This window comes from Neobacillus ginsengisoli (assembly GCF_030813055.1).
The window spans coordinates 561,737-588,077 of record NZ_JAUSTW010000001.1 but is presented as its reverse complement, the minus strand read 5'-3'; the positions used below and the strand labels follow the sequence as shown (position 1 = coordinate 588,077).

Here is a 26,341-nt window from a genome sequence, read left to right as displayed (position 1 = left end):
CTTCTATCTCTTGAGAAGGGTCTAACTATACTAGTGTAACAAATATTAATCCTCCACTGCAATGGTAACCTTGCCAATATTGGAAACTCAAGAAGATTTTTGCTTCCCTTTTTCAATAAAACTAAAATGAGTTTGGAAGAAATGTCCCGCGTTTTCAAGGCAGCTCCACCCTACAATTAAAGCAGTAATTAACGAACAAACATCAAGATAAGCGAAATCCCCGATAGAATAGGGAAAATGATACTTACTTAAAATATAAGCATATAAGATTTCGCCCTGCATGGTACCACTCACAATAATTAACAATCTTCCTTTTAATGTTTTTTGCAAAAGAATCGATAAATATCCAAAGCAAATCCCCATCATCCATTCTTTTTTAAAAATAATCCAGACGGGGTCAAAAATTTCAAACAAATGGAAGGCTACATATCCAATTGTTACAATAAAAGAACAAATAAAAAAATAAATTATTGCTCTACGTTTTTCCCTGCCTATGATGAGATAGGAAAATAATAACAAGAATAATCCGCTTGCAAAAACATCAAAGCCGCCTGCCATAAAATGGACATTCGAAAGAATAATGACAATTAAAACAGCAGCAGCTAGCTTCAACCGATATGGGTTTTGCTTATTTAATATAAAGGTCAAATAAACCCAAAACGCCCAACTGATCCAATAAAACATCGCACCTTCCATACTATCCACCTCCTATTATCCCTATTATTGGTATTCTTTATGTACTTTCATACTTCTCTGTATAATCTTTACCCAGTGAATCATCTTATAGAGAGGAGGTGTTTAAATGGGAAAGGACCGTCAAGAAAAAAAGTTAAAGGCGAGTAGAAGGGTTGAGTCCGATCGGGATCAGGCTTTACATTACCCCGGAGCAACAAAACTCCAAAGTCCTGAAGAAGCAAGATCTTTAAACGATTCTAAGGCTGATTGATATTCATGATACTTACATTGAAAAAAGCTCTCGCAGTTCATAACTGCGAGAGCTTTTACTTTATGGTACGCTGACTATAGCTTTTAGTATTTATTCCCCGTTGGTCCAGCCAATGGTGGGTGGCTCCGGAGATTATTACGGGTGCCCTTTTTAAATCAGAAATGGTTCTAGCCCCTAAAGCTGTCATAATCACAGATAATTCCTTATGAACCGTATTAATTTCCGCTTGTAATGCTTCGACTCCAAACTCAATAAGTATACGAAGAAAATAGCCCGCAACGCCAATGGCATCTGCACCTAACGCCAATCCTTTTGCCATATCAAAAGCGGAAATGAATCCACCCGAGCCAATTACAGCTATCCGATTAGAGGCATAGGCTGCTTCAATTATGGAAATAGCGGAAGGAATACCCCATTGATTAAAAAACGACAGTGATTTCTCCCTGCGCTTATTTTCTATTTCAGCAAAATTTGTACCGCCAAAACCGCCAACATCGACAGCAGTAACTCCGATTGAAGAAATCAATTCCACTGTTTCTTTGCACATTCCAAAACCAACTTCTTTTACAATAACAGGAATATTCACAGCTTGAACAATGGATTCAATTCTCCGTAAAGCACCGGAAAATTCCCGGTCACCTTCCGGCATAGTCAATTCTTGAATTACATTTAAGTGAATCTGTAATGCGTTAGCCTCAATCATTTGGATGGCCATTTTGGCATCATCCGGAGTGGCTTCACTTCCTAAATTGGCAATCAGTACTCCATTTGGGTTCTCTTTGCGAACAACCTCATACGTATATCTTTCATTTTTCTCTTTTAAAGCAGACATTTGGGAACCGACTGCCATCGCCAAGCCGGTATTTCTTGCAACGATTGCCAGCTCTTTGTTTATTCGAAAGGTTTTTTCGCCGCCGCCGCCGGTCATCGCATTGATAAAAATTGGCGAACTTAAAGAAAGTTCGCCTATTGAATGGTCTAATCGAATATCGGACACATTGAGATTAGGTAAGCTTTGGTGAATAAATTGAATATCATCTAAAGCTGACCGTCTTTCCTGCCCATTTTCTAATGCAAAGCGAATATGGTCCCATTTTCGTTCGGATCTAGACACTAAAAATCACCATTATTTTCTTAGATTCTTTAATTTATCTCCAATTACTTCACCAAGCTGAAAGCCTTTTGATTCTTCCGGAAGCTCATAATCAAGGTTTTCTTCAGCATCTTTTTCAAGAAGTTCTTTAATACTTAAAGATAGGCGTTGATCATGCTCGTTTGCTTCAAGAACTTTCACTTTTACTTCTTGTCCTTCTTTCAGAACTTCATGCGGTGTTCCTATATGCTTATGAGCAATTTGAGAAATATGAACTAATCCTTCAACACCTGGGAAAACTTCAACAAATGCACCGTAAGATACCAATCTTCTCACAGTTCCGTTTAAAATTGTTCCTTTAGGTGCTTTTTCGGATAGATTCGACCAAGGCCCTGGAAGCATTTCTTTGATTGACAAAGATATCCGTTCATTATCACGGTCAACATTTAAAATTTTCACTTGGACCTTTTGTCCTTCCTGAACTACATCCGTCGGTTTATTTACATGTTCATAAGATAATTGGGAAATATGAACAAGTCCGTCAATGCCGCCAATGTCAACGAAAGCGCCAAAATCAGTAATTCTTTGCACTTTTCCTTCAATTACCTGACCGACATGTAAAGAATCAAGAATATTTTGTTTTTGTTTTCCTTTTTCCGCTTCCACAACCGCACGATGAGAAAGGATTAAGCGGTTCTTCTCTTTATCAAGCTCCACAATTTTAAAGGTTAGTGTGCGTCCTTTGTATTCGGAAAAATCCTCAACAAAATGAGCTTCAACTAAAGAAGCCGGAACAAATCCGCGAACACCAAGGTCGACCACAAGTCCGCCTTTTACAACATCTTTAACTTCTGTTTCTAAAATTTCACCGCTTTGGAATTGCTTTTCCAGATTTTCCCACGCCTTTACAGCATCTGCTTTCCTTTTTGAAAGAATTAAAGCATCTTCTTCCACTTTTAAAATTTCAAGCTCCAGCTCCTCTCCTTCAGCAACAACGTCTGAAGCTTTTTCAATATGGAGGCTGGAAAGTTCACTAATTGGTATAATCCCATCAAGTTTGCTATCATGAATATTCACAAGCACCTGTTTTTCTTCAACCTTCGTAACTTGTCCCATAACTTTGTCACCGATTTCAAAATTTCTTACTTCTACTTGATTCATATCTTCCGACATATGTACTCCTCCTTAATCCATATACTACTAAAAAAAAATATATGATGCGGTGCATGCCGCGCATACCCCGCATATAAAACGTAACTTTAAAAAACTAAAGAATATTCAAAAAAAACTCCTTTTAATTAACTTCTTATAAATAGGCTATTTTGTCAAGTACAACCTATCGATGCTCTTTAATAAGTTTATGAATTTCTGACATAATTAATTCAGTCACATGTTCAGCTGAGGCTTTTGTTTGTTTCAGCTCTTCCATCGGAATTGGCTTCCCATAGATTACTTTTAATTTTTTTAAGCTTTTATATGGACCGATAATAGCACAAGGTACTACCAAAGCATCTGATCGTAATGCAAAAAAACCGGCTCCCGCTAACCCTTTCCCTAATTCTCCAGTCTTACTTCTGTGTCCCTCTGGAAAAAGCCCTAACACATTTCCTTCTTTTAATACATTTAATCCTTTTCTCAAGGCCTCACGATCACTCATGCCCCTCTTTACAGGGAAGGCATTGCAATTTCTAACAATATTACCTAAAACGGGAACAGAGAAAAGTTCTTCCTTCGCCATATAATGTACAGGTCTAGGGGCCATAATTCCTACTACGATGGGATCGAAATTATGGATATGATTAGCGCAAAGAAGCACCCCTCCTTCCTTAGGAAAATTCTCTAATCCTAAAGCTTCAATCCTGTACAAAGGTTTAAATATCCCGGAAACAACAGACTTTGCAAATTGATAAAACGACACGATCACCCAATCCTTTCGTGAATTAGATCCATAATTTTTTCAACTACATCAGGAATGGTCAAAGATGTTGTGTCTATCTCAATAGCATCATCGGCTTTTTTTAATGGAGCAACTTCTCTTTCAGAATCAATTTTATCCCTGCGGGCAATTTCTTCTTTTAATTTCTCTAAATCAGATGGGAATCCTTTTTGGAGATTTTCCGTATGACGTCGGACAGCTCTTTCTTCAACACTGGCAAGTAAAAACACTTTTACTTCCGCACTGGGCAGTACATGCGTACCGATATCTCTTCCATCCATTACAACTCCACCTTCTGTTGCAAAAGCCTGCTGTCTTCTGACCATTTCTTCACGTACCTTTTGATGTTTAGATACTATTGAAACAGAATTAGTTACTATAGAAGAACGGATTTCATTGGTCACATCCCGATGGTCAAGATACACAAATTGGCCATTTTCTGAAGGAAGAAGCTCTATCTCAGTGGCTAAAAGAGTGTCTAATAAAGGGTCTTCATTTTCAAGATTAAGATGATTCACAATTGCTTTATATGTCAAGGCCCGATACATGGCACCTGTGTCAATATATATGTAAGATAATTTTTCTGCTACAATTTTTGCTACTGTACTTTTCCCCGCAGCAGCCGGGCCGTCAATTGCGATTGATAATTTCTTTTCCATAAATCCTCCTAATACACTTCATGTTCGTCTCATCTGATATATAATTTATTTTACCATAAGATTTTAGATTGCCTCTTTTTTTTAACATTTTAAATGTTTTTTTATAAGTCTGTTTTCTCCCCTGACTGTTGTTTCTCGTACATAGGCTATAAACACGTAATTATCTATGGTTTCGTGCTCTTTTCTTCATAACTGACAAATAGAAAAGAGCCTTAATAAAAAAATAAAGCAGGAAGGCCTGCTTTATTTGTCCCCTAGAAAGGTTTGGAGAATTTCGGTAAAGGTATTTTTAGTCACACCTTCATATTTAGTTAACTGATCTAATTGCGGAAAAATATTTAATTGATGAAAAAAAAGTTGCGCTAAAAAAAGGAAGACAAACTGGATGATCACGATCTTTATTAAAATCCTTTCTACTACCTTCATATCATCACATCCATATTAAACGTCCTGATAAATAGCCTCGGCATTTTTTAGCTTTTGAACCTTTTCCTCTATTCCGCTTTGTGCATTAATAAATATTCGATACGTATCTTCACCAATAGTACCTAGAAATTCGTAGCATAAAACTTCCTGATTTAAATCATTTAAAATAATTGCCTGCCGATTCTCCATCACTTTAAAGTTTGGGTTCACCTTGTTTCGTGCTTGTTCAATCGATATTTTTGGTGTTTGCATTGTTCTATTATGGTGCGTCTTTAAATATTCTTCCGCAGAAAATCCATTAATGCTTCCATTATCCAGCGCTACTTTCACTTTTATGGATTCAGTATACACTCTAATATTGTTTATATTAGTAACAAAATTGAAAACGCCGATATCGTCATATTGTGTGCTTTCAAACAACTCAAGGTTATGATACCCTGCTCCCTTTAGAAAATCAGTGGCCTTCTTACCGGCATCATTTAAGCTGATTGCTTGTTTTTTTACTTCTCGTTGATTAATAAACCAAATCGGATGGCCGCCTTTTTTGGTAATATCCATACTAGCTTCTTGTCCTGTTTGTTTATTTTGTAATGAAACACTATAAAATCCATAGTGCGAACCTTTTCCATTTTCGGTTACTTTAACTTTGGCATTCTGGTCAAACTTTATATATTTTTTTGCAATATTTACAGCATCTTGACTTGAGATTACTTTACCTTGTACTCTATTGTAATTTTCATCTTTTTTTTGCATATTGGCAAAAGTCGGCCCAAAATTTGTTTCGTCATATCCCGAGACGGTTTTCTCAACTGTTTTTAGTCCATCAATAATTGTGTTATTTGTCATTTCTTTTCCAGATGCAAGAGCTAATTCCACATCCATCCACCGCAGGTTATGTTTAAGAACCATATGCTGAACGTTACGAAGTTCGTTTTGGATATCACCAGATTGCTTGTAAAGTACTTTTAATGCATCATATTCTTGGTTTGATAATGGAGTTTTATCTAAATCCCTTATTGCGGTTCGATAGCTGAAATTTCCGATATTAGCCAAAAATTCTTCCGTTTTATTAAATGGTAACAACGTTAATGGCAGCTGCCCAACATCACTATGTGCTTGAGAAGTGATTCTCCAAACCTCGGCTAAGGAAGGAGACAACGAGTTTCGTGAATTCATTGCAAGAGTAGTCCCTATTTTATCGTGCAATAAATCCATCTGATAGGATAGATCATGAAAAGCACGCTGGTAATTGTTTTCTGCATTCAATAGAATTGCATTTTTTTCTTGGTGCTCTTGATAGCCCCAATAAGCTGTACCTGCAACAACTATCGAAAGAACACTTATTAAAATACCTCTTATCAATTCCTTCACCTCCTACTTACAAAAAATATGTTTTCCTATTTTCTTAATTTGCGGTCTAGACCAAATCCACGGACTTGTTGCTGTAGCAGGATTGAAATAATATAATGCTTCTCCTGTCGGATCCCAGCCATTTATCGCATCAAGAACTGCTTTCTTGGCTGTTTGATTAGGTGTAAGCCAAATTTGCCCATCAGCTACTGCGGTAAAAGCACCAGGTTGAAAAATGACTCCTGATACTGTGTGAGGAAACAATGCACTGTTAACTCGATTGAGAATTACCGCAGCAACTGCTACCTGACCTGTAAACGGTTCCCCCCTAGATTCACCGTATACAGCATTTGCCATCAATTGAATATCATTACTTGAAAACCCATTTGGTGTATTTGCAGCAGGTGGATGATTTGGTGAATTATTTGGTGAATTATTTGGTGAATTATTTGGTGAATTATTTGGTGGTTTCTGTGTCTGTGCACTATATTTAGTCGCCTTAACCAGCTTAGCTTTTGTTGTTGCACCAGCTAGTCCATCAATTGGCATACCGAATTCATATTGAAAGTTTCTTAATGCCCAATAAGTGCTCCACCCGAAAACCCCATCAATTTTCCCATGATAGAAGCCAATATTTTTAAGCCTTGTTTGAAGTTCAATCACATCATTACCAACCGCACCACGTTGGATTACCTGATTGGAAAAAGCATCTGCCTTCTTACTTTGCAGAAATAAAAAGGGCATCATACAAACGGAGATTAGTATGAGCAATTTTAATAGGATTTTTTTCTTTTTCATGGAATAGTAACCCCCAAATGTAAATCTTTTTAACAGTAACCCTATTTTTTGTCTTATTGGAAATTTTATTCTAAAAGGTAAAAACAAAAAAACCTTCATTAAGATTGAAGGTTTTTTTGCAATGAGTATTGTTCTTTCATATGCTTTGCGCTTAGGATCTTTGCCATTTTTACTTTTCTTAAACCAAACCACCAGAGGAAAATCATAAACAGAAAAATAATAACAATCCAATGTTCTTGTGATAACAGAATAAAATCATAAAAACCGTGAAGTAAAAACGGCAATAATAAGGAAAGAATTATCCATTTAGCTTTATTGCCATCTGTAAATTTAGCTTTTCCTATATAAAAGCCCATAATTACTCCGAAAAGAGCGTGACTTGACACAGGAAGTAAGGCACGTGTCATTGCATGCTCAATCCCATTTGCAACTAAATAAAATATATTTTCTATTGTAGCAAAACCGAGTGAGACAGCGACACCATAGACAATTCCATCGAAGGGCTCATCAAATTCTACATGTTGGTACACTACATAAAAAAGAATGAACCATTTAAAAAATTCTTCAAGTAAGCTCGAGCTAAGAAATGCATCCATTAATTCAGATTTAATCAAATGTTCCGTCATGAGTACATGCTGGATAAACATTATCGGAAACACTAGGAGAGCTCCATATAAAAATGTCCTGAGAACAAAGGATATTGGCTCTGATTCATATTCATCTTTCAAATAAAAATAACTTAGTAAAGCCAGTCCGGGGGCAATTCCGGCTGTTAATATTCCCAGCATGAGAGATCCTCTTTTCTACCCATTTTCTTAATCGTAACATGTAATGTACATATTGAAAATGAAAGATTCTTTTCCTCAGCCCTTCACCCTTCAGTTTCTTTTCCTACAATGGAATTTGCAATTTGTCCGCCATGAAATCGGCCGTTCTCAATAAATATTTCGTTTGCATTATTTCCTGCGGCTATAACACCAGCAATATAAATACCTATTATATTTGTCTCCATTGTTTCGGCATTAAAAATCGGCCTTCCCGTTACTTCATCAATATTGATACCCATTGTTTTTAAGAAATGATGATCAGGATGATACCCGGTCATTGCAAAAACAAAATCATTAGGGATCGCCTTTTGTTCTCCATCTTTTAGATAAATCACTTGATTTTCCGTAATTTCTTTTACATTTGCATTAAATTCCATGACTATCGTTTCATTTCGAACTAAAGCTTCAAATTCAGGAAGAATCCATGGTTTGATACTTGGTGAATATTCATTCCCCCGATATAAAACCGTTACTCTTGCCCCTGCTTTAACGAGCTCGAGCGCTGCATCAATACTGGAATTTTTCCCGCCAATAACACAAACATCTTTATCAAAATAAGGATGTGCTTCTTTAAAATAATGAAAAACTTTTGGAAGTTCTTCACCGGGGACATTCATAAAATTCGGATGATCGTAATAGCCTGTTGCAATTACCACGTAGCGGGAAAAATAGGTAGTTTTATCAGTGATAACTTGGAATAAATTGTCTTGTTTTAACACTTTTGATACTTTTTCAAATGCATTTAAACGTAGCTTTTTTCTTTTTACTACATCACGATAATATACGAGAGCCTGGTTCCGTTTTGGTTTATAGCTTTCAGTAATAAAAGGTACTTCGCCAATTTCTAACTTTTCACTTGTGCTAAAAAATGTTTGATGTGTGGGATAATGGTAGATAGCATTAACAACATTCCCCTTTTCAATAATAAGAGGATTTTTTCCAATTTCCTTTAAGGAAATAGCTGCGGCTAAACCGCATGGTCCTCCTCCAACTATGATAATATCTTCTATTTGCATACTATTGCACTCCTTTAAAAACAATCATCCTTGTATACTAAAAAAACTCCTACCGCTATGATAGGAGTTTTTTTATAATCTTTCAATGATAAGCTTTTAAATCCATCCTCTAAATCGACTTGCTTCTGCCATTTTTCTTACCCCAACCATATAAGCAGAAAGGCGCATATCGACGCGACGGGTTTGTGCTGTGTCATAAATATTCTTAAAGGATTTTACCATTACCTTCTCAAGTTTCTCTTCTACTTCTTCCTCTGTCCAATAATAACCTTGGTTATTTTGAACCCACTCAAAGTAAGATACAGTAACTCCACCTGCAGATGCAAGTACGTCCGGCACTAGTAAAATTCCACGCTCAGTTAAAATTTCAGTTGCCTCTAATGTCGTCGGACCATTAGCCGCCTCAACCACGATGCTTGCACGGATATTATGTGCATTTTCAGCTGTAATTTGATTTTCTATTGCAGCAGGAACAAGGATATCGCAATCAAGTTCAAGTAGTTCTTTATTTGAAATGGTGTTATTAAATAATTTTGTAACGGTGCCAAAACTATCCCGTCTATCTAATAAATAATCAATATCAAGGCCATTTGGATCATACAAAGCACCGTAAGCATCTGAAATACCAATTACTTTCGCACCGGCGTCGTGCATGAATTTTGATAAGTAGCTCCCTGCATTACCAAAACCTTGAACAACAACCCTTGCGCCCTCTATATTAATTCCGCACTTTTTAGCTGCTTCGCGAATACAGATTGTAACACCTTTCGCTGTTGCAGATTCACGGCCGTGTGAGCCTCCGAGTACCAGCGGCTTACCTGTTATAAATCCGGGTGAATTAAATTCATCAATCCGGCTGTATTCATCCATCATCCAAGCCATTATTTGCGAATTTGTAAACACGTCCGGTGCTGGAATATCTTTCGTTGGTCCAACGATTTGGCTTATTGCTCTTACATATCCACGACTTAATCTTTCAAGTTCACGAAAAGACATGTCACGCGGGTCGCAAACGATCCCGCCTTTACCGCCGCCATATGGCAGGTCGACGATTCCGCATTTCAAACTCATCCATATTGAAAGGGCTTTCACTTCTGTCTCTGTCACACCAGGATGGAAACGAATACCGCCCTTTGTCGGTCCAACTGCATCATTATGCTGTGCACGGTAACCTGTAAAGATTTTAGTAGAACCGTCATCCATTCTAATTGGAATTTTCACTGTCATCATACGTAACGGCTCTTTTAAAAGCTCGTATACTTCCTCAGGATAACCTAACTTCTCAAGGGCTTTATGGATAACAGTTTGTGTTGATTTTAACACATCATTTTTTTCCCCTTGATTAGTTTTTTCAGTACCTTTTTCGGCTACCATTTGTAAACCTCCTAAAAAATCTCTTTTACGAATGTTGTCCGCTTTCAGTCACAAGTATACACCTTTAAACAATTTATGCAAGATAAAAAATGCACTTTTTTTATGTTTTATATCCAAATATGTAAACGTTCCCATTAGCAATCTAACGTGTAACTAATGAAAATGGAAAAGGTGTTTTCATTAAATCAGCAAACTCTTAATTTTTAAAAAAACAAAGGGGCGGTGGCCCGCTTCTGAATAGACTTAACCATGTAAGCCTATTTAAAAAAATGAAGAATTGTTTCCACCGCTTTATTTTCAATTATTTTTTTACCATATTCTTCGAGGATATGAGAACTAAGAATAGAAGGATTACCATATTCTGACAACAACGAGGCCGATGTCTCAATTATTGATGGATCTAGTTTGTTCATTAGAAAATAGTAACGGTTGTTCAATGAATAAAGACTGCCGCCACATATATTAATAGCCAATAATCTTTTGGAAAGTTCAATGATATCCTCAAAGCTTTCAAATTCGTATAAGAGGTCATCGCAGCCTTCAACTCTTACTTGCATTTCAATGAATCCATCATATAGAATTTCTTCATCTTCTGCTACTTCATCAACCGTAATAATCATGATCATTCCTTGAGCTTGTAACGAGAAAATTTCCACCGCTACGGACCCCTGTATTTCAACATCAAATTCCTCACTTGCCTCTTCCAGCATATCATGAAAGAGCTGATGCCATTTTATTGAATCCTTCCAAATATCTTCCTTGGAAAGTCCCCTTTCAAATAAATCATCAGAGGTTAAAAAAATTTTTATTTTATTGGCTGTTAAGCGTTCTAAGCGCATGCTTTTGCCCCCTGCCGTGACATAACTCTTATTTTCAGTGTATGTCGAAGAAGTCTGTTGGTGAATTGTCTATATCATCCTGCCCGGGTAGATAACCACTTTTCCCAATCCCCCCGGGTTTGTCCAACAATAAAAGCTGATAACTGCTCTTTATCTGACTGTTTCATTGTTTTAACCGCATAACCGCCAATACCAATTTTAAGATTTTTATTGTTTAATTTGATACTAGTTATTAGAGGCAAGACATTTGGCAAATTTTCCTTCATCGTACAAGAGATAAATAAAAAGTCCGGATGAATCTTATTTAATGTCTCATTTAAGTCGTCTTCTGTAATACCCGACCCTAAATAAACAACATCAAATCCTTTTCGGCGCAGAACCAACGAAAATATTAACAGACCGATTTCATGTGCTTCTCCAGGGCTGCAAACCGCTACTGCTTTTGGAAGATATGGATTTTGCGGCGAGTTATAGAAAATTGTTCCAATTCTTGAACGTATGATTGAGAAGGCAAAATGTTCATTGGCACCGTTTATTTTATGTGATTCCCTAAGCTCACCAATTTTTTCAAGCAATGGGACAAAAATATCGAATATTACTTTTTCAATGGTAAAGAGACTAAATAATGAATTTATTATCTCTTGAGCCTTTAATTCCTTAAAATTTATTAAAGAACTTAAAAGCTCAACTGACATACTCGTAATTTGGTTCCCTTCTATTACATTAGGTCCATCAGAAAATAGTTCGTTATTCTCAAGTAAGGATACTGCCTGACTAATGGTAAACCCTTGGTTTATCTTCTTAACCAGCCATTTAAGAATTTTTATATGTTCTTCCGTATATAATCGATGCCCTGATTCATTCCGAATAGGAGCAATCATTTGATATCTCCTTTCCCACGCTCTTAGTGTACCGGGTTGAATCCCTAGCATTTTTGATGCAGCCTTAATATTATACTTTCCTTCCATACCTTCCATTCAATATTCCCCCGATTTTATCAAACACTGCTTTTCCAATTATGCAAGGATGCTCAATCACTATTAATCAAAGAAAGTGATTCGTTTGACCATTTTTCATTATAATTAAATGGCACTCTGCAGGAGCCCCAAGCCTTAAAGGGATCGCTGTTGTTCCGTATCCATTACTAATTAATAATGTTGTATTTTTTAATTTTTTTATTTTTCCTCTTTCATATGGACTATATCCAAAAATATGTATTTGACCACCATGAGTATGCCCGCTTAAAACTAAACGAATATTATGTTCAGGGAGGATTTTTTCAGTAATTCTTGGATAGTGGCTTACTAATACTTTAAAGCTATTAATTTCAGCATCTAAAAGTGCCAAATCCAGCCGGTCCCGTTTTTGATTAAGGTCATCAACACCCAACAAACATAGTTTTTCCCCGCTGGAAGATTCAAATGTAACAGACGTATTATCTAAAACCTTCACCCCATTATCCAGAAGAATAGCATCCAGTTCATGAAAGTCGACTTCATAATCATTATTACCCCAAACAAAATAAACCGGACCAACTTGCTTTAATTTCTTCAAATTCTCCTTTACTCGTTCAAAAGGGACTCCTTTTTCTGTTAGATCCCCTCCAATTATGACCATATCCGTCTTCCCTTTAACTTGCCGAATCACCTTGTCCGAAATGCTCCTCCTATGTATATCCGAAATAAAAAATATCGATACTTTTTCAAATGAAGCAGGAAAATCATGAAAAAGCAATTCGTGTTCAACCACTTTATTAAGAAATGCTCCTTTTAACATGTATAAAAGGAGACAGACTCCAATAAACACCACTAATAGAAAAAAAATAACCATTTTCTCGTTCCCCTTTTTTACGGATTGTTTCTTTATGAGATACGGAAATCATACCACAAAGAATACTGAAACTAAAAAGGCAGCCAACATAAAAATCCCTCTCATACAAAGTATGAGAAGGATCTTAATTCTTTCCCTAAATAATTCTTATTCGTCTTCTTGTATACTTAAAATCCGGAAACCATGTTCTTCAAGTTTTTTTGTAAAACGGTCTATATTGTCCTTTTTTTCTATTTTCATAACAATTCTTCGAACTAGTTTATCTGTTTCATCAAAGGTTACAAGCGAAATAATATGCTCGTGGAAATGATGGGCAATTTCGGAAAGCCTTGCAATCCGGCCTTCTGTCTCAACAGATGTAAAAGCGATTCTAACACCCGGGCGATTAACGCCAAATGCACTTTGGAAGGAACTAAGAACGTCTGATCGTGTAACAACACCATGAAAATTGCGGCTGGAATCAACCACAGCCAATAAAGGGAAATCCTTTAAATCAAGCAGTGTTTTTTCAAAAAGTTCTCCCCCTTCTAAAAACTTATCCTGATGTGTAGCAATATCTTTAACAAATGTAGAATTTAAATAGTCATCTTTTTGCTTATTTGAAAGGAAATAGTTAGCATAAATGTTATACCTTGTTACAACCCCTAAATACTGCTCTCCTTGCAACACTGGCAAGCCATCAATTTGATGAGTTTCTAACTTTTCCAAAGCAGCTTTCAAGGTTTCATCATGTTGAGCGGTAAAGCATTCATGCCTAGGTATCATAATATTTTTAACGAACAAAACAATCACCCCATAGTAATAATCCTTCCTCCCTATTATACTTCAACAAAACTGCCAAATACCCTCTTTCTTATTTAAGATTTGTGTCATGAATAAAGAAAAACTCCCATATTATTTAATGATGTTGAGTTTAGGGAGGGCTACAATGTATACACATCATAAAACCTATCATCCTTATGCGAGTCCATTTGACCCCTGCAAGCCAATTTCAGAAAAATCTTTTTCTACTCCGCCTCATTTATATATCGGATTTCAACCGCCAAATCTTCCTCAATTTTCGCCGCTTGAAGCTCTAAGATGCGGCACATTATGGAAAGACTTTTACGATCCATACTACAATGCACAAGAAAAAGCCAATGGGGGGCTGCCAACATGAAACAGGTCTCTCAAGAATATTACCAAATGATGGAACAGCTTCAGGCTGTTGATTTTGTTTTAGTCGAACTTACTCTTTACTTAGATACCCATCCTGATGACGTCGAAGCCATCAATCAATTTAACCATTATGCCAAAGAACGAAAACAGTTGAAAAAAGTATTTGAAAGCCAATTTGGTCCGTTATTGCAATATGGAAAAAGTTATTCCGGTTATCCATGGAACTGGTCTGACACCCCATGGCCATGGCAGGTTTAAAAAGGGAGGGAAGATGTGAATGTGGGTTTATGAAAAAAAACTTCAATATCCTGTTCGAGTCAGTATGTGTAATCCAACATTGGCCAAATATTTAATCGAACAATATGGAGGAGCAGATGGAGAGCTTGCTGCTGCCTTACGATATTTAAATCAAAGATACACGATCCCTGATAAAGTAATAGGTTTACTAACGGATATTGGGACAGAAGAGTTCGCCCACCTCGAGATGATTGCAACGATGGTTTATAAACAAACTATTTATATTTTGCAACACATGTGCAAAAAGAAAAGAAGGTCTGTTCCAAGTGAATTGAAACTCTCTCCCTCCGTGTTATCCCACAATTGATTTACTTTTCAATAAGCGCTTGATCAGTCCCTCTAAGTCAAGCTCCCCATAAACTCGAACCACTCCAACTCCCTCAACTCTTGTCTCCCTAGTGAGCTTTCTCCCCTTCAGAATTTCCTCTCTTGTTTTTCTCACGTTGCCCCACTCTCCCCACTGTCAGAATATGAACAAGAAAAGTTGTCCTATTACTGACAACGAAAATGAGTTGACGCTGTTACTCTGCACAAAGCATAGATATCTTTCAACATGTTTTCAAAACGTAATTGAAAAAAGATGGATACATTCCACCTTTTTTCTTATTGAACATAAGCTTATATTTTCGGTGATAACCAAAGTTTTTCAGTAAGTGGGGATTTTTCTTTTTAAATAGGGGGAATCTTTCGTTTAGTCAAAATAGAGCTAATGAAGGGCAAGGATTTTTTTGAAGTTTTCAGAGGAAGAGAGAAGTTTAATCGAATTCTTTTGTTAAATATTTCTCTCCCCTTTCATTCATTTTTGTCATCTTCAAATTCAACTTTTCTCTCAGTTCCGATTCCATCTTAATATAATGCTCCAATCTCTTTTCTGTTGCCTCTAATATTCCTTCTAATATTTTAATTCTTATCTGTTCTTCTGACATAGCCTCCACTTTTATAACTTCATTTGAATTTTTCAGCGTTTTTTCAAATTTTTGTTGATTAATCATATTTCTTATATCCTTCCTTTTTGAATAAACAAAAAATGTTTTTGAGTATTGGTCAGTTTCATCAACTGTGCTATGATGAAGAATTTCAACTGGCACTATACTCTCAAATATTTCTTTGTTAGGGTTATCATAGAACAGATATTCCTTATAACTATTTATAAAGATTACAATAGACTCTCTATCCACTGATTTTAAAAAGCTACATATCTCTTTTGGTTCAGGCAAGATATCACGGTTAAAATCATCAATAATAATAATACTTTTATAAGGAATTTGACTTAAATTATTAACATTATTAATACTTCTGCCAAATTGATTTCCTGAAATGTTTAATAAATTTTCCAGAAGTAGTTTATCAGAGTTCATTTCATAAATTTCGTAATCTTCAATGAACTCACTAATTATTTTCACTGCACAATAGTATTTATGTGTAATATTAAAATACCTTTCAAAATCAGTTGAAAACTTTATACAATTTTCGAAATGACCCATTAAGTTATTTATGCTTGTGGACGTTATAGTCATTATTGTTTGTGGTTTTTCGGTAAAAACAAAAGGAAGTAACTCAGATGGAAATTTCTTTTTTATCACAGTTGCCTGTGGAAATAATACATCATAAAACATGAGGTCATCAGGATGAGGTTTTATCACCAACCTGGTTTCCGGAACGAAATAATCAACAACTAGTTGATATATTTTTTTGTGTTCTTCGAAAGACATAATTCTTAAATTAGAAAAATGTTGTGTTAATAAGATTGTTGAATTTTCATCAATTTTAATCTTTTGATCGATACCCAAAAAAACAAGAACTTTATCAATAAAACTACTATCCAATTTCCCTATACTTTCAATCAGATCAAAATGTTTAAGGTTAGTATCATTGTATCCTTCGAAATTCGCATCAATTCCTTCTACAATTTCAGGCCTCCTAATTAATCCGCTGACTTCTTCCATGAAAGTGAAATTAATCCTATTTTCCACCAAATAAATTCCAAAATAACTTTTTGAGCTCCCTACAATTATTTCAGAAAATTCTTGGAGATTAATATTATTTTCATTGAGATATTTTCCAACTGCTTTATTAGTGTTATATATAATATTATTTTCAGTATCGTTAAAGAATTCATTGGGATTAAAAACAAAGATTTTATCAAAAAAATGACCTTCCGTTTGCTTAATCTGTGGATAATTTTCATTGGTAAAATCTGACAATAGGATGTAACAAACCTGTTCTTTATGAAAAAGCTCTTTATAAATTATACAGTGTAACAATTGATAAGTTGTAACTACATGGTACAAAATCATAATGTTCACTCCCAATCTAAATTGTAAATAAGCATACATCTACTAATTTTGTCGTTTTATAGTCCAGCCTTATCCATTATTTCATTCAATGTTTCAAAAGATTGATTTTCTGTATCTGCAATCACTCCTCTGGAAAAACTCAAATCACCAAAATATTTCCTTATAAATCGAAGATCTCTTATGATCATTCTAAATGGTAGGTACGCATCGTAACCTGCTATATTAAATAGATACTCATAATTTGAAAACCTCTCCTTATATAACTTGACAAAATCAAAAATACCATTATGAATTTGCTCATAAATTTTATAGTTTTCAACTTCTGGTACATCAAATATTAATTTAAACCCTTCTTCAGTTTTCTTAAAGCCAGAGAATGAAGGATTGCAAGCCTGAGTAAATAACTCAAAAAATATATTATTATGTTTAGTACTTGAGTGCGTATCGTATAAATTTCTGTTATACATTCTAGAAAAAATATAAACTCCTATATCTTTTTTCATAATCTGGCTAAGATTACCTGTGTGGTTCGTATGTCTACAACCAGCTACTAAATTGTGAACTTCACAATTCAATTTCCATTTTTGTTCAATCAAATATTTTATCCCTGACCCTCCAGACCCAACCCAACCAACATCAACTACAGCAACTTTTTTACTTCCTTGAACTATATTTGTAAAATATTCTTTAACAATGGCAATATCTTCAGATAGTTTTTTTACAACAGTTTCCCAATTTTTCACAAAAAATGTTTGAATTAATTTTACATTTCCTTTATGAATCAAATCGTCTTCTTTTAGTTCATATTGAGTTAACAAATCAATCAATTCACCTAATTCTAAAGATTCTAATAGCCCCTTTATTGTAATTCCCAATACACCTTTTGCTTTGTGTTTCACCATTCGTTGCAAAAAATCATAACGATTTTTTTCTATTGTATATTTCATATTGGCAATTCGAGACCAGTAAACATATTCATTATTCATATCAGTGAACAGAAGATTAAATACTTTGCGATAAATATCCCCATCTCTTGAGAGAAACAAAACTTTATCTATATTATTCTGTTTTGCATAATCATAAATCCATTTGCAGTAGCCCAATATATACAAACCACCATAAATAAAACCATATTCATAATGAGGTGTATATTGCTTTTTACCATTATGCAAATGAGTATTAATGATCCCACTATATGTGGAACCAATTAGTTCGGACAAACCGTCAGCGCGGTAATGATTTCCTGTCTCATGAACATTATTGTAATATCTTGTCGCTATTCCCAATTTTTGAGCACTTATTATATCTGAATCATAATTTCCCCCGACGTGTAGCATCCTTATATCCTTGCCTATTTTTTGTAGAGCTATTTTGAATAATTGTTTATCTCGTTTACTACAATTGTTCTCACTTGAAACAAAAACGTCAAAAAATTCACTAAAACCTGAGTTTTCCAACAATTGCACAATCATTGACTTTGTTAAATACATATCTGAAATAGCGATTATTTTCTTATTTTTCGACTTAAGTATTTCAAAAACATCTTTCATATATGGATTAGCAAAACAAAACTCTAATTCTGTTTGAAACTCTAACTGCACTCCATATTGTTTATCAATTCCTGTTTTTAACTCAACAAGTTCATATATATCATATATATTTACTTCCCTATTCCCTTTCTTTACTTCTGCTTGATTACGCGCTTCCAATTCCGCTTCCATTCGTATAGACATAAAATTTACACAGTTAAGTTTTTCTCCTAATATCATGAATAGATGATGAGGTTGGGCAAACGGCCTTAATATCAAAGTGTCAAAAACATCAAACGAAATGACATCGTATTCTAACATATTCCTAGCAAAATCAACTACTGTAGGTCGGTTTAATACTTTCGACTCCGATCCATCCAAATATGGCAACTTTGGCAACTCCGTTGAATTTAAGGGGTAATTCATTGATAGATATTCCTCCTATTTCTTTTACACAAATATTTATTTTTTCATATAAAACACTTACATTAGGGTTTAGATCAATTTTTATTATTTCTTCGAAGTGAAACAATAAAAAATTGTTTCACTATATTTTCAGTTATGAGCAGCAGCAATTTTTATGATTGGATTCCTAGCAGGCTTTTTTTATGACTTATATCAGTTAATGAATTACCTTAACATTTACATTAAGGTATGAATACTTAGGAAGATCAAGGTTATCCACCAGAAAACTTACTCGAGCAGGTATATCCCTACCTGCGGGATCCTATGGGACATTTAAGGTGATTTGAGAAAGTAGCCAAACATATACGTATTTTGAATCCAGCTAAGATACTTTCTGCATTATCTTATTCAGCTTGTTCAATTGAGGTGAGGCCAATCAGGCATTATACCATCTTATAACATTGAACTTACATAATCTGGCTTTGTATAGAGTAGAGAAAAAGTCCTTGTTATTGCTGCAATCTTTTTTCAATGAGAATGACGTATAAAATAAGTTAAGTGTAATTCACTGATTTTTATAGTATTTTTGTACCATAGAAAGGGAGCCCCCCTAACATTAAGGATGCCCTCTTCGACTAATAGACTTGATTTTCGTCAGCAGCCAATCTTATTTTGCTTTCAAAAAAGCATTTTTCCATTAAATCGCAATATTAGGTCTGAAATTCATAGACTGTTGATTTGGAACCACCGTTAACACCTACCTAAGATTGCTTCTCTAATGATTCGACCGAAAAAAGTACCCTTTCCTCAAAATACATTGAGGAGGAGTACTTTTTTCACGCAATAATTGTAATTTAATAATTTCGATCCTTGATATTTTTTTTCCGTTGTTCTTTAAGTTTAATGTCCGCTCACTAATTCTAAAGATTTGATTGAGACCAAAAGGCAAATGCCGTGACGTAGAATATCTCGTACAATATTCTAGTAAAAAAGGAGTGAAAAAAGTGGACGATTTTCACAAAATTACGATAGAAAAACAAAAAGGGCTGAAAATAAATAATCCGACCCACTACGAATTGATCGGCCAAGGAGTGCAGGGAGCTGTTTTCAGGCTTTCCGAAGACCGATGTTTAAAGATGTATGCTCGAGAAAGACACTGTCTGAGAGAGATCGAGGCACTAAACGCAGGAAAGGATTCCTCTATTGTTCCCAAGGTTTTTGAAGTGGGGGAGAACTATATTGTAATGGAATTCATCAAGGGACAACCTTTGAAGGATTATCTTGAGTCACTACACAGCATACCTGAACCAATCGCCAAACAACTAATATTTATATTCAAGGAAATGAAAAGAATCGGTTTTACCCGTATCGATGCCAGTATTCGCCATTTGATCGTAACCGATGATGGGGAGATCAAAGTTGTAGACCATGTGAATTCATTGGAAAAACAACATCCGTGGCCCTTTCTTTTCTTTCGTTCTCTCACCAAATTAAACTTATTGGACACGTTCCTGAATCAGCTGAAGGAAATGGATCCAGAATTATATTGGGAATGGAATAAATGGATGGACAAAAGCAAAAATTAATCACTCTGCATTAACCTAACTTACTTAAGTGTTAAAAATCATTTAGCTATCAATATTTACTGCAGATTGAGGTATCTTAATTTAATGAATACTATATCAAGGACTTCTAATGGGATAAGAGTAAGGAAGAAGTTGTTATTTGATGATTTAAATCAATAATTATTGATATGAAAGCTGTGAAAAATGTAGTTGTGATAAATAATCCAACATCTTGTCCTGCGGATTGTCAAAGGAGTCTACGGAGAAGTCTTTCAGTATAGGTCAGGGATTCGGGCTCCCCTATGCACTTCACCTTTTCTTCCTTTTAAAAAAAATGTTGGTATTTACAGGTGGTTTCTTAGTTGTGGTGCTCGCTGTAATGGTACTGCTCGTTATTTTACTAAGAGAAAAGCAATGAAACAAAAATTAATTACTTCCGTTTAAATCTATAAATTTACTGAAGAAGAACAGACCAATAGGTTTACTCTTTTTTTGGTACAAATGATTTTAATTCATCCTTAGTAAGAGTTGTTAACTAGATCTAAAAAGTAAACTTATTGAACTCCCTCAGTTTAATACCACCTAGGCCCCCGCCTACGGTTAGATGGGTTTAACCAAGTTCCAGTTTGCTGTTTCATACTTTAATTCGACTTCTATTTAAAAAGTCAGAAACTTATGTACACTTGTCCTAGATCTTAAAGTCCAGATGTTACTTTAATACCAACAGTTCCTATTAGAATGCAAATGATTAGAAATATTCGTTTTGTATCTTTTGATTCATTAAAGAAAATCATTCCTACTAAAACACTTCCTACTGAACCAATGCCTGTCCATATCGCGTAAGCAGGCCCGATAGGAAGAACATTTATTGAAAGAGAAAGAAAATAAAAGCTGAAACTACCAAAAAGAAGACAGGCTATTGAGGGTTTCAATTTTTTAAATCCATTAGCATACTTAAGGCTTATGACACTACCAATCTCAGCAAAACCTGCGATAAGAAGAAAAAACCAAGACATTATATATTCACCTCCTTGTAAAAATCATTTAGGGTTTTGGCTATCTATTGGAATGATTTTAAGTCCAATTATTCCAATAATCATTAAAATAATAAAAAAAACTTTTAGTAAATTGATGGGCTCTCCCCAAAAAATCACGCCAATAGCAACAGTTCCTACAGTACCCAAACCCGTAAAAATTGCATATCCTGTTCCTATTGGAATGGAATGTAAAGCTTTTGATAATAAAAAAAAGCTGAAAATAATAATTCCCACAGTTAGTATACTCGGTATTAATTCCGTAAATCCGTGTGAATATTTAAGACCTATAACCCAAACTATTTCTAAAAAACCTGCAATTATAATGTAAATCCATGCCATTTAAAGGTTCTCTCCTTCGGTAGCAATATCGGCGTTTAAAAATAATAACCTACTATTATAGCAGGTTATTTACATTATTATTGAACCACGAGATTCTCAAGGTATCGGTAGATGGCATGGGCTACACCATTCTCATCGTTCTTAAGTGTTGTTGCCGTACAAACTTCTTTTATCTCATCCTTCGCATTTCCCATTGCAACACCATATCCAACTCTCTTCAACATAGATAGATCATTGTTGCTGTCACCGATTGCCATTGAACGATTCAAGGAACTGTTCGTCAACGAAGCTAATTTTTCAAGAGCAATTCCTTTTGAAGCGTTTTTATTAGTAATTTCAATGTTATGATCTGCAGATGAAACAACCAGTAACTCATCAAACTCAATAAATTGTTCCCATCCTTCTTTCAATTTCTTTTTATCAAAAGAACATGCTAAAATATTATAAAAGTCTTCCTCTTGTTTTAGGATATCATGGTAGTTTTCAACTAAAACATACCCAAACTGATCAAATTGTCTTTCCGCTATCTCTACTAATTCTTTCATATCCGCTTCTAAATTTGTGCTTTTCAGACGTTGAATCTCGTTATGGAAATTTTCCCTTCTCTTTTTAAGAGCATAAATTGCTTTATCTGTAAATACTTCATAGTAATAATCACGTTCGTCTAGCCATTGAAGAATGGATAGGACATGTCTTTTATCTAGAGTAGTAGCAGAAATCCGCTTGTTATCTTTTGAATGAATGGTTGCACCGTTTGTGCCGATTACAAATGTAGAAAGTCCGGCCTTTTCACAAATTTTTTTAACATCAAAATATGCACGGCCTGTCGAAATGGCTATCTCAATGCCCATTTCTTGGGCATATTGAATAGCTCTTATATTTTCTTCGCTAATTTCATTGTGATGGTTTAATAGTGTTCCATCTAGGTCTATTGCAATTAAACTCATGTTGTTTGTCTCCTTTTATAAATTACTATGCTTCAATCCATTTGGTTTCGTTTAATTCCAAAACATTCTTCCATGATTCTGGAAATGGTTGATCACTGACAATCATATCGACTTTTTCTAAGGGACAAACCTTACAGAATGTATCAACACCGAATTTTGAATGATCAGTTAATAGAATAATTTGTTTTGACACTTCGACCATGATTCGGGAAACTAATGTTTCGTTTAAATGATAATTGCTTACTCCGTTTTGGATAGAAACACCACCTGCTGAAATGAATGCCTTATCAATGTTGAATTGATTCAACAATTGTTCGGTTAGACGACCACTTACAGATAGTTGTTTAGGATCAATTTGTCCCCCCAACAATAAAATCTCCCCTGTAAATTTATTTTGATTGAGGGATTCCGTTAATACGGTTGAGACGGGAATAGAGTTTGTTAGAATTGTAATGTTCTTTCTGTTTTGGATAAAATGAGCAAACTCAACAGTGGTCGTACCTACATCTATCACAATCACATCGCCATCGGAAATGAGTTCTGCTGCTTTTTTACCAATTTTGATTTTCTCTGCTTGATTCACCGTAGTACGCTGTGAAAACGGAGGCTCCCCAGATTTAAAGCTTGTTGCAATCGCTCCACCGTAAACTTTTTTCAAGGCTCCCTTCTCCTCGAGTATCGTCAAATCGCGACGAATGGTTTCCTCTGAAATATTAAATTTTTTAGCTAAGTCAGGGACTTTTACCTTCCCCGTCCTTTTAAGTTCATTTAAAATTTCATTCTTTCTTTCTTCTGGCAAAATGAACATTTTATCACCTTATGATTTATAATTTATAAAGCAATGCATTCTTTCTTCGGTATAAGGATATAAACAGATGTGCCTCTTTGCAGCATTTCCCTTTGATGGTGCAGAGAATCCACGTGGAAAATAGAACCATCTGTTTCAACTTCGTATCTTAAAATATTCCCTGTCATTGAAATATCTTTAATATAACCTTTGGCTGTCCAATTATCTTGTTGAGCAAGGGTACCGCTACCTACAGGTACCAATTGTAAAACTTCTGGACGAATGGCCACTTCGTGACCTTTCAATTCTGTACTGCGAACAAGTTTATAAAAAACATCCATATCTATAACATTATAGTTTCCAATAAAATTTGCAACAAATGTATTGACTGGAGAAACATAAATGTCTGAAGGAGATCCGGATTGCACAATGTTTCCTTCATTCATAATAAAAATTTTATCAGACAGAGTCATAGCTTCTTCTTGATCATGTGTAACAAAGATAGTTGTGATCTCTAATTCTCTCTGTATTCTTTTTAATTCCTTTTGTAAATTTTTTCTGATTTTTGCATCCAATGCGCTTAATGGCTCATCCAAAAGTAACACTTTCGGTTCCATTACAAGGGCTCGTGCAAGAGCAACCCTTTGTTGTTGTCCCCCAGATAATTGATGAGGATAAGATTCTTCCTTACCTGTTAAATCAACCATATCAATCATGTTTTGAACTTTTGATTTAATATTTCTCTCTTTTTTCATTTTAAGTCCATATGCGATGTTATCAAAAACAGTCATATTCGGGAAAAGAGCATAAGCCTGAAACACCATACCAACATCACGGTGCCGCGGTGATAAGTGAGTAATGTTTTTTTGATCTACAAAGATATTTCCTACATCAACTTCTTCAAGTCCGGCAATTGAACGTAATAATGTACTTTTCCCACATCCGCTTTGCCCAAGAAGTGTAGCAAATTCGCCTTTTTCTAGTGTTAAAGAAATATTATTTAAAACGACCTGTTTATCATATCTCTTGGTAACTTGTTCAATGGTTACATAGGTCATTAGTTTTCACCCTCTAAAGAAGTTATTTTTTCCGAATATGGTTTCTTAAAAAACGAAAGTCTTCGTTTCTTGTTTAACAGAATAGGACGCTTAGGATTTCTATACGTAATTTTTAAAATTGCCCATGTTAATAATAAAATGACTAAATAATACGAAATAACAATTGCACTTGAAAGGTGTCCACTGCTATTAAGTTTGTCAGAGAGATAAATTTGAAGAGTTTCAAACTGCCCCCCAACAAGTAGCTTTGCAAAAGAAAACTCACTAAACAACAGAGCAACGGATAAAAGAGTTGATACTAGAATGCCAGATAAAATATTAGGAAACACAACTGTTCGAAAAGCTTGGAATTTTGTTGCCCCCAGTAACTCCGCTGCATCAACAAGTTCTACTGCATTAATTGTACGAAGACTATTGCTAATCCCCTGATACATGAATGGTAAAATAGTCACGAAATAAGCACCAATCAAAATCCACGGTGTGCCTGAAATTTGAATTGGTCCATTCGAATATAACTTGATTAACCCAACAGCCCCAACGATTGGAGGTATTCCATAAGGAAGCATGGCTACAGCTTGAAGCATCCCTTCTAATTTACGAAAATAGACAGCTATAATAAAAACGGTTGGAAGCATGATCAGAATACTTAGTCCTACAGTCGTCCCGATCAGAAACAGGGTTCGTTGAAAAGCAGCGAAAAATCGTTCATCTTGAAATATTGCAATGTACCATTTCATGGTCAAAGACTCTGGCAAAATAGTATGGTCCCACTTATCTGAGATAGAAAATAGGAATGTTCCCAATAGCGGAATCAACAAGTAAATGATGAGTAATCCAACCGCCGCTTTATGAAAAGTCAATGAAGATTTCATTGTAAATCCCTCCTAATACGGCGCATCATTCGTTGATTAAACCACATCGCTAGAATCATTGTTGAAACTAAAAGTACACCCAATGCACTACCTAGCTGTGGTTTTAATGTAACATCACTGGAAACTAGAGCCGCAATTTGCAATGATAATAAATTATAGTTGCTGCCGACTAAGGCATACGCTGTAGCATAAGCACCTATGGCATTCGCAAACAAAATACTGAATATACCTGCAATACTAGGTAACAGAACTGGTAGACCAATATGAAGCCAAAACTTCAGTTTAGAAGCTCCTAATAACGCAGCTGCTTCTTTCCATTGACGTTTAATCCCATGAAAAGAAGGATAAAGAAGCATAATAGCCAGTGGAATTTGAAAGTATACATAAACAAGAATTAATCCTGTCCAAGAATATAAATTAAAGTGTGAAAACACATTCCATCCAAGCTTGGCAAAAAGTAAAGTAAATAGCCCATTGTTTCCAAGTAAAATAATATATGAAAAAGAAAGAGGAATCCCTTCAAAATTAGAAGTCATATTGGCAATCATAAGTAATCGGTTTTGTGCTTTCTTTGAGAATTTTGTAAACGAATAGGCGACAACAACGGCCACAATAATAGAAGTTATTGCAGAAAAAAATGAAATAAGAACGCTGTTATGAATTGCTTGCAAGTAAAATTTACTTTTGAATATGGTTACGTATTGATCCAATGAAATCTTGATTCCATCGTCTGCATAAAAGCTATTTTTAATCATTGAAGCTAACGGCCCAATTTCAAAGCCAATAACCAAAATGATAAATGGCAGTAAAAGAGCTAATAAATACAGTTTTTGTTTTTTTATTTTGTGCAAGATTTTTCGCTCCTCTATATGTGACTACAATTTTTTGAATCGATTTAGCTCGAAAGCCAAATCGATTCAAACTATATATGGGGAATTATCTTTTTCAACTTAAAT

28 protein-coding genes and 1 pseudogene are annotated in these 26,341 nt (G+C 35.0%); 5 read left to right on the top strand and 24 right to left on the bottom strand.

The genetic code is table 11. The features are described from left to right. Nucleotides 1–87: 87 nt before the first annotated feature. Nucleotides 88–696, bottom strand: a complete 609-nt coding sequence (locus J2S10_RS03115; protein WP_307404260.1) for a YphA family membrane protein — start codon at nucleotides 694–696, stop codon at nucleotides 88–90. A 106-nt stretch (nucleotides 697–802) separates the two neighbouring features. On the opposite strand from J2S10_RS03115, the gene J2S10_RS03110 reads away from it, so the two are divergent. Then, nucleotides 803–946: a YpzI family protein gene (locus J2S10_RS03110; RefSeq protein WP_307404258.1), complete on the top strand. Its 144-nt coding sequence runs from the start codon at nucleotides 803–805 to the stop codon at nucleotides 944–946. 55 nt (nucleotides 947–1,001) lie between these two features. On the opposite strand, the gene fni is transcribed toward J2S10_RS03110, so the two are convergent. The 14 genes from fni to J2S10_RS03040 form a co-directional block, all read right to left on the bottom strand. Next, nucleotides 1,002–2,060 (bottom strand): type 2 isopentenyl-diphosphate Delta-isomerase, encoded by a 1,059-nt coding sequence (gene fni, locus J2S10_RS03105; RefSeq protein WP_307404256.1) that lies wholly within the window; start codon nucleotides 2,058–2,060, stop codon nucleotides 1,002–1,004. Between the two features lie 12 nt (nucleotides 2,061–2,072). Then, nucleotides 2,073–3,212, bottom strand: a complete 1,140-nt coding sequence (gene rpsA, locus J2S10_RS03100) for a 30S ribosomal protein S1 (protein WP_307404253.1) — start codon at nucleotides 3,210–3,212, stop codon at nucleotides 2,073–2,075. Nucleotides 3,213–3,375: 163 nt separating this feature from the next. Further along, nucleotides 3,376–3,957: a lysophospholipid acyltransferase family protein gene (locus tag J2S10_RS03095; RefSeq protein ID WP_307404251.1), complete on the bottom strand. Its 582-nt coding sequence runs from the start codon at nucleotides 3,955–3,957 to the stop codon at nucleotides 3,376–3,378. 2 nt (nucleotides 3,958–3,959) lie between these two features. Further along, nucleotides 3,960–4,634 (bottom strand): (d)CMP kinase, encoded by a 675-nt coding sequence (gene cmk / locus J2S10_RS03090; RefSeq protein ID WP_307404249.1) that lies wholly within the window; start codon nucleotides 4,632–4,634, stop codon nucleotides 3,960–3,962. A gap of 243 nt (nucleotides 4,635–4,877) precedes the next feature. Next, nucleotides 4,878–5,060 carry a YpfB family protein gene (locus J2S10_RS03085; protein ID WP_307404247.1) on the bottom strand — a complete coding sequence of 61 codons (183 nt, stop codon included), beginning with the start codon at nucleotides 5,058–5,060 and terminating at the stop codon, nucleotides 4,878–4,880. A 15-nt stretch (nucleotides 5,061–5,075) separates the two neighbouring features. Then, a complete protein-coding gene (ypeB, locus tag J2S10_RS03080) occupies nucleotides 5,076–6,422 on the bottom strand; it encodes a germination protein YpeB (protein ID WP_307404246.1) in 1,347 nt (448 codons plus the stop codon). 12 nt (nucleotides 6,423–6,434) lie between these two features. Further along, on the bottom strand, nucleotides 6,435–7,157 hold the full coding sequence (gene sleB / locus J2S10_RS03075; protein ID WP_370876153.1) for a spore cortex-lytic enzyme: 723 nt from the start codon (nucleotides 7,155–7,157) through the stop codon (nucleotides 6,435–6,437). Nucleotides 7,158–7,306: 149 nt separating this feature from the next. Then, entirely contained in the window at nucleotides 7,307–7,996 is a 690-nt protein-coding gene (gene prsW, locus J2S10_RS03070; RefSeq protein WP_307404243.1) for a glutamic-type intramembrane protease PrsW, read from the bottom strand. Nucleotides 7,997–8,079: 83 nt separating this feature from the next. After that, the gene (locus tag J2S10_RS03065; protein ID WP_307404242.1) at nucleotides 8,080–9,051 is read right to left on the bottom strand and encodes a YpdA family putative bacillithiol disulfide reductase; all 972 of its coding nucleotides are present in this window, start codon (nucleotides 9,049–9,051) and stop codon (nucleotides 8,080–8,082) included. 96 nt (nucleotides 9,052–9,147) lie between these two features. Further along, nucleotides 9,148–10,425, bottom strand: coding sequence for a Glu/Leu/Phe/Val family dehydrogenase (locus tag J2S10_RS03060; RefSeq protein ID WP_307404241.1), 1,278 nt, complete (start codon nucleotides 10,423–10,425; stop codon nucleotides 9,148–9,150). A 257-nt stretch (nucleotides 10,426–10,682) separates the two neighbouring features. Continuing rightward, nucleotides 10,683–11,264: a genetic competence negative regulator gene (locus J2S10_RS03055; RefSeq protein WP_307404240.1), complete on the bottom strand. Its 582-nt coding sequence runs from the start codon at nucleotides 11,262–11,264 to the stop codon at nucleotides 10,683–10,685. 74 nt (nucleotides 11,265–11,338) lie between these two features. Continuing rightward, nucleotides 11,339–12,241 carry a MerR family transcriptional regulator gene (locus tag J2S10_RS03050; protein ID WP_307404239.1) on the bottom strand — a complete coding sequence of 301 codons (903 nt, stop codon included), beginning with the start codon at nucleotides 12,239–12,241 and terminating at the stop codon, nucleotides 11,339–11,341. 67 nt (nucleotides 12,242–12,308) lie between these two features. Next, complete coding sequence (locus J2S10_RS03045; RefSeq protein ID WP_307404238.1) at nucleotides 12,309–13,094, bottom strand: metallophosphoesterase; 786 nt, start codon at nucleotides 13,092–13,094, stop codon at nucleotides 12,309–12,311. A gap of 147 nt (nucleotides 13,095–13,241) precedes the next feature. Next, a complete protein-coding gene (locus tag J2S10_RS03040) occupies nucleotides 13,242–13,877 on the bottom strand; it encodes a CBS domain-containing protein (protein ID WP_307404237.1) in 636 nt (211 codons plus the stop codon). Nucleotides 13,878–14,022: 145 nt separating this feature from the next. Here J2S10_RS03040 and J2S10_RS03035 point away from each other — a divergent pair, with 145 nt between their 5' ends. From J2S10_RS03035 to cotJC, 3 genes and pseudogenes are all read left to right on the top strand, one after another. Continuing rightward, nucleotides 14,023–14,253, top strand: coding sequence for a spore coat associated protein CotJA (locus tag J2S10_RS03035; RefSeq protein ID WP_307404236.1), 231 nt, complete (start codon nucleotides 14,023–14,025; stop codon nucleotides 14,251–14,253). Then, complete coding sequence (locus tag J2S10_RS03030) at nucleotides 14,250–14,510, top strand: spore coat protein CotJB (RefSeq protein ID WP_307404235.1); 261 nt, start codon at nucleotides 14,250–14,252, stop codon at nucleotides 14,508–14,510. Before J2S10_RS03035 ends, J2S10_RS03030 begins: the two co-directional genes overlap by 4 nt. 19 nt (nucleotides 14,511–14,529) lie before the next feature. Beyond that, nucleotides 14,530–14,766 (top strand): annotated as a pseudogene (gene cotJC / locus J2S10_RS03025) (spore coat protein CotJC); the annotation flags it as partial. A gap of 538 nt (nucleotides 14,767–15,304) precedes the next feature. Here cotJC and J2S10_RS03020 read toward each other — a convergent pair. Beyond that, nucleotides 15,305–16,846, bottom strand: coding sequence for a hypothetical protein (locus tag J2S10_RS03020; protein ID WP_307404234.1), 1,542 nt, complete (start codon nucleotides 16,844–16,846; stop codon nucleotides 15,305–15,307). Nucleotides 16,847–16,902: 56 nt separating this feature from the next. Next, nucleotides 16,903–18,801: an HAD family hydrolase gene (locus J2S10_RS03015; protein WP_307404233.1), complete on the bottom strand. Its 1,899-nt coding sequence runs from the start codon at nucleotides 18,799–18,801 to the stop codon at nucleotides 16,903–16,905. Between the two features lie 983 nt (nucleotides 18,802–19,784). Between J2S10_RS03015 and J2S10_RS03010 the strand changes: the two genes are divergently transcribed. Continuing rightward, nucleotides 19,785–20,366 (top strand): RIO1 family regulatory kinase/ATPase domain-containing protein, encoded by a 582-nt coding sequence (locus J2S10_RS03010; RefSeq protein WP_307404232.1) that lies wholly within the window; start codon nucleotides 19,785–19,787, stop codon nucleotides 20,364–20,366. Between the two features lie 674 nt (nucleotides 20,367–21,040). Here the strand turns inward: J2S10_RS03010 and J2S10_RS03005 are convergent. From J2S10_RS03005 to J2S10_RS02975, 7 genes are all read right to left on the bottom strand, one after another. After that, on the bottom strand, nucleotides 21,041–21,361 hold the full coding sequence (locus tag J2S10_RS03005) for a DMT family transporter (RefSeq protein ID WP_307404231.1): 321 nt from the start codon (nucleotides 21,359–21,361) through the stop codon (nucleotides 21,041–21,043). Between the two features lie 24 nt (nucleotides 21,362–21,385). Further along, on the bottom strand, nucleotides 21,386–21,721 hold the full coding sequence (locus J2S10_RS03000) for a DMT family transporter (RefSeq protein WP_307404230.1): 336 nt from the start codon (nucleotides 21,719–21,721) through the stop codon (nucleotides 21,386–21,388). Nucleotides 21,722–21,798: 77 nt separating this feature from the next. Further along, complete coding sequence (locus J2S10_RS02995; protein ID WP_307404229.1) at nucleotides 21,799–22,668, bottom strand: Cof-type HAD-IIB family hydrolase; 870 nt, start codon at nucleotides 22,666–22,668, stop codon at nucleotides 21,799–21,801. Nucleotides 22,669–22,693: 25 nt separating this feature from the next. Next, nucleotides 22,694–23,476 (bottom strand): DeoR/GlpR family DNA-binding transcription regulator, encoded by a 783-nt coding sequence (locus J2S10_RS02990; RefSeq protein ID WP_307404228.1) that lies wholly within the window; start codon nucleotides 23,474–23,476, stop codon nucleotides 22,694–22,696. 23 nt (nucleotides 23,477–23,499) lie between these two features. Next, nucleotides 23,500–24,513: an ABC transporter ATP-binding protein gene (locus J2S10_RS02985; RefSeq protein WP_307404227.1), complete on the bottom strand. Its 1,014-nt coding sequence runs from the start codon at nucleotides 24,511–24,513 to the stop codon at nucleotides 23,500–23,502. Then, nucleotides 24,513–25,385 carry an ABC transporter permease gene (locus tag J2S10_RS02980; RefSeq protein ID WP_307404226.1) on the bottom strand — a complete coding sequence of 291 codons (873 nt, stop codon included), beginning with the start codon at nucleotides 25,383–25,385 and terminating at the stop codon, nucleotides 24,513–24,515. The genes J2S10_RS02985 and J2S10_RS02980 overlap by 1 nt, the downstream gene beginning before the upstream one ends. Beyond that, nucleotides 25,382–26,236 carry an ABC transporter permease gene (locus J2S10_RS02975; protein WP_307404225.1) on the bottom strand — a complete coding sequence of 285 codons (855 nt, stop codon included), beginning with the start codon at nucleotides 26,234–26,236 and terminating at the stop codon, nucleotides 25,382–25,384. Before J2S10_RS02975 ends, J2S10_RS02980 begins: the two co-directional genes overlap by 4 nt. Nucleotides 26,237–26,341 lie beyond the last annotated feature (105 nt).

Coding starts and splice junctions, on each gene's coding strand:
- J2S10_RS03000 (WP_307404230.1), bottom strand. CDS start 21,721: ATGGCATGGATTTACATTATAATTGCAGGTTTTTTAGAAATAGTTTGG.
- J2S10_RS03005 (WP_307404231.1), bottom strand. CDS start 21,361: ATGTCTTGGTTTTTTCTTCTTATCGCAGGTTTTGCTGAGATTGGTAGT.
- J2S10_RS02985 (WP_307404227.1), bottom strand. CDS start 24,513: ATGACCTATGTAACCATTGAACAAGTTACCAAGAGATATGATAAACAG.
- J2S10_RS03065 (WP_307404242.1), bottom strand. CDS start 9,051: ATGCAAATAGAAGATATTATCATAGTTGGAGGAGGACCATGCGGTTTA.
- J2S10_RS03035 (WP_307404236.1), top strand. CDS start 14,023: ATGTATACACATCATAAAACCTATCATCCTTATGCGAGTCCATTTGAC.
- J2S10_RS02990 (WP_307404228.1), bottom strand. CDS start 23,476: ATGTTCATTTTGCCAGAAGAAAGAAAGAATGAAATTTTAAATGAACTT.
- J2S10_RS03030 (WP_307404235.1), top strand. CDS start 14,250: ATGAAACAGGTCTCTCAAGAATATTACCAAATGATGGAACAGCTTCAG.
- J2S10_RS03085 (WP_307404247.1), bottom strand. CDS start 5,060: ATGAAGGTAGTAGAAAGGATTTTAATAAAGATCGTGATCATCCAGTTT.
- J2S10_RS03045 (WP_307404238.1), bottom strand. CDS start 13,094: ATGGTTATTTTTTTTCTATTAGTGGTGTTTATTGGAGTCTGTCTCCTT.
- J2S10_RS03060 (WP_307404241.1), bottom strand. CDS start 10,425: ATGGTAGCCGAAAAAGGTACTGAAAAAACTAATCAAGGGGAAAAAAAT.
- J2S10_RS03055 (WP_307404240.1), bottom strand. CDS start 11,264: ATGCGCTTAGAACGCTTAACAGCCAATAAAATAAAAATTTTTTTAACC.
- J2S10_RS03015 (WP_307404233.1), bottom strand. CDS start 18,801: ATGAATTACCCCTTAAATTCAACGGAGTTGCCAAAGTTGCCATATTTG.
- prsW (WP_307404243.1), bottom strand. CDS start 7,996: ATGCTGGGAATATTAACAGCCGGAATTGCCCCCGGACTGGCTTTACTA.
- rpsA (WP_307404253.1), bottom strand. CDS start 3,212: ATGTCGGAAGATATGAATCAAGTAGAAGTAAGAAATTTTGAAATCGGT.
- cmk (WP_307404249.1), bottom strand. CDS start 4,634: ATGGAAAAGAAATTATCAATCGCAATTGACGGCCCGGCTGCTGCGGGG.
- J2S10_RS03020 (WP_307404234.1), bottom strand. CDS start 16,846: ATGATTTTGTACCATGTAGTTACAACTTATCAATTGTTACACTGTATA.
- J2S10_RS03050 (WP_307404239.1), bottom strand. CDS start 12,241: ATGGAAGGTATGGAAGGAAAGTATAATATTAAGGCTGCATCAAAAATG.
- J2S10_RS02980 (WP_307404226.1), bottom strand. CDS start 25,385: ATGAAATCTTCATTGACTTTTCATAAAGCGGCGGTTGGATTACTCATC.
- sleB (WP_370876153.1), bottom strand. CDS start 7,157: ATGATGCCCTTTTTATTTCTGCAAAGTAAGAAGGCAGATGCTTTTTCC.
- J2S10_RS03110 (WP_307404258.1), top strand. CDS start 803: ATGGGAAAGGACCGTCAAGAAAAAAAGTTAAAGGCGAGTAGAAGGGTT.
- J2S10_RS03115 (WP_307404260.1), bottom strand. CDS start 696: ATGGAAGGTGCGATGTTTTATTGGATCAGTTGGGCGTTTTGGGTTTAT.
- J2S10_RS02995 (WP_307404229.1), bottom strand. CDS start 22,668: ATGAGTTTAATTGCAATAGACCTAGATGGAACACTATTAAACCATCAC.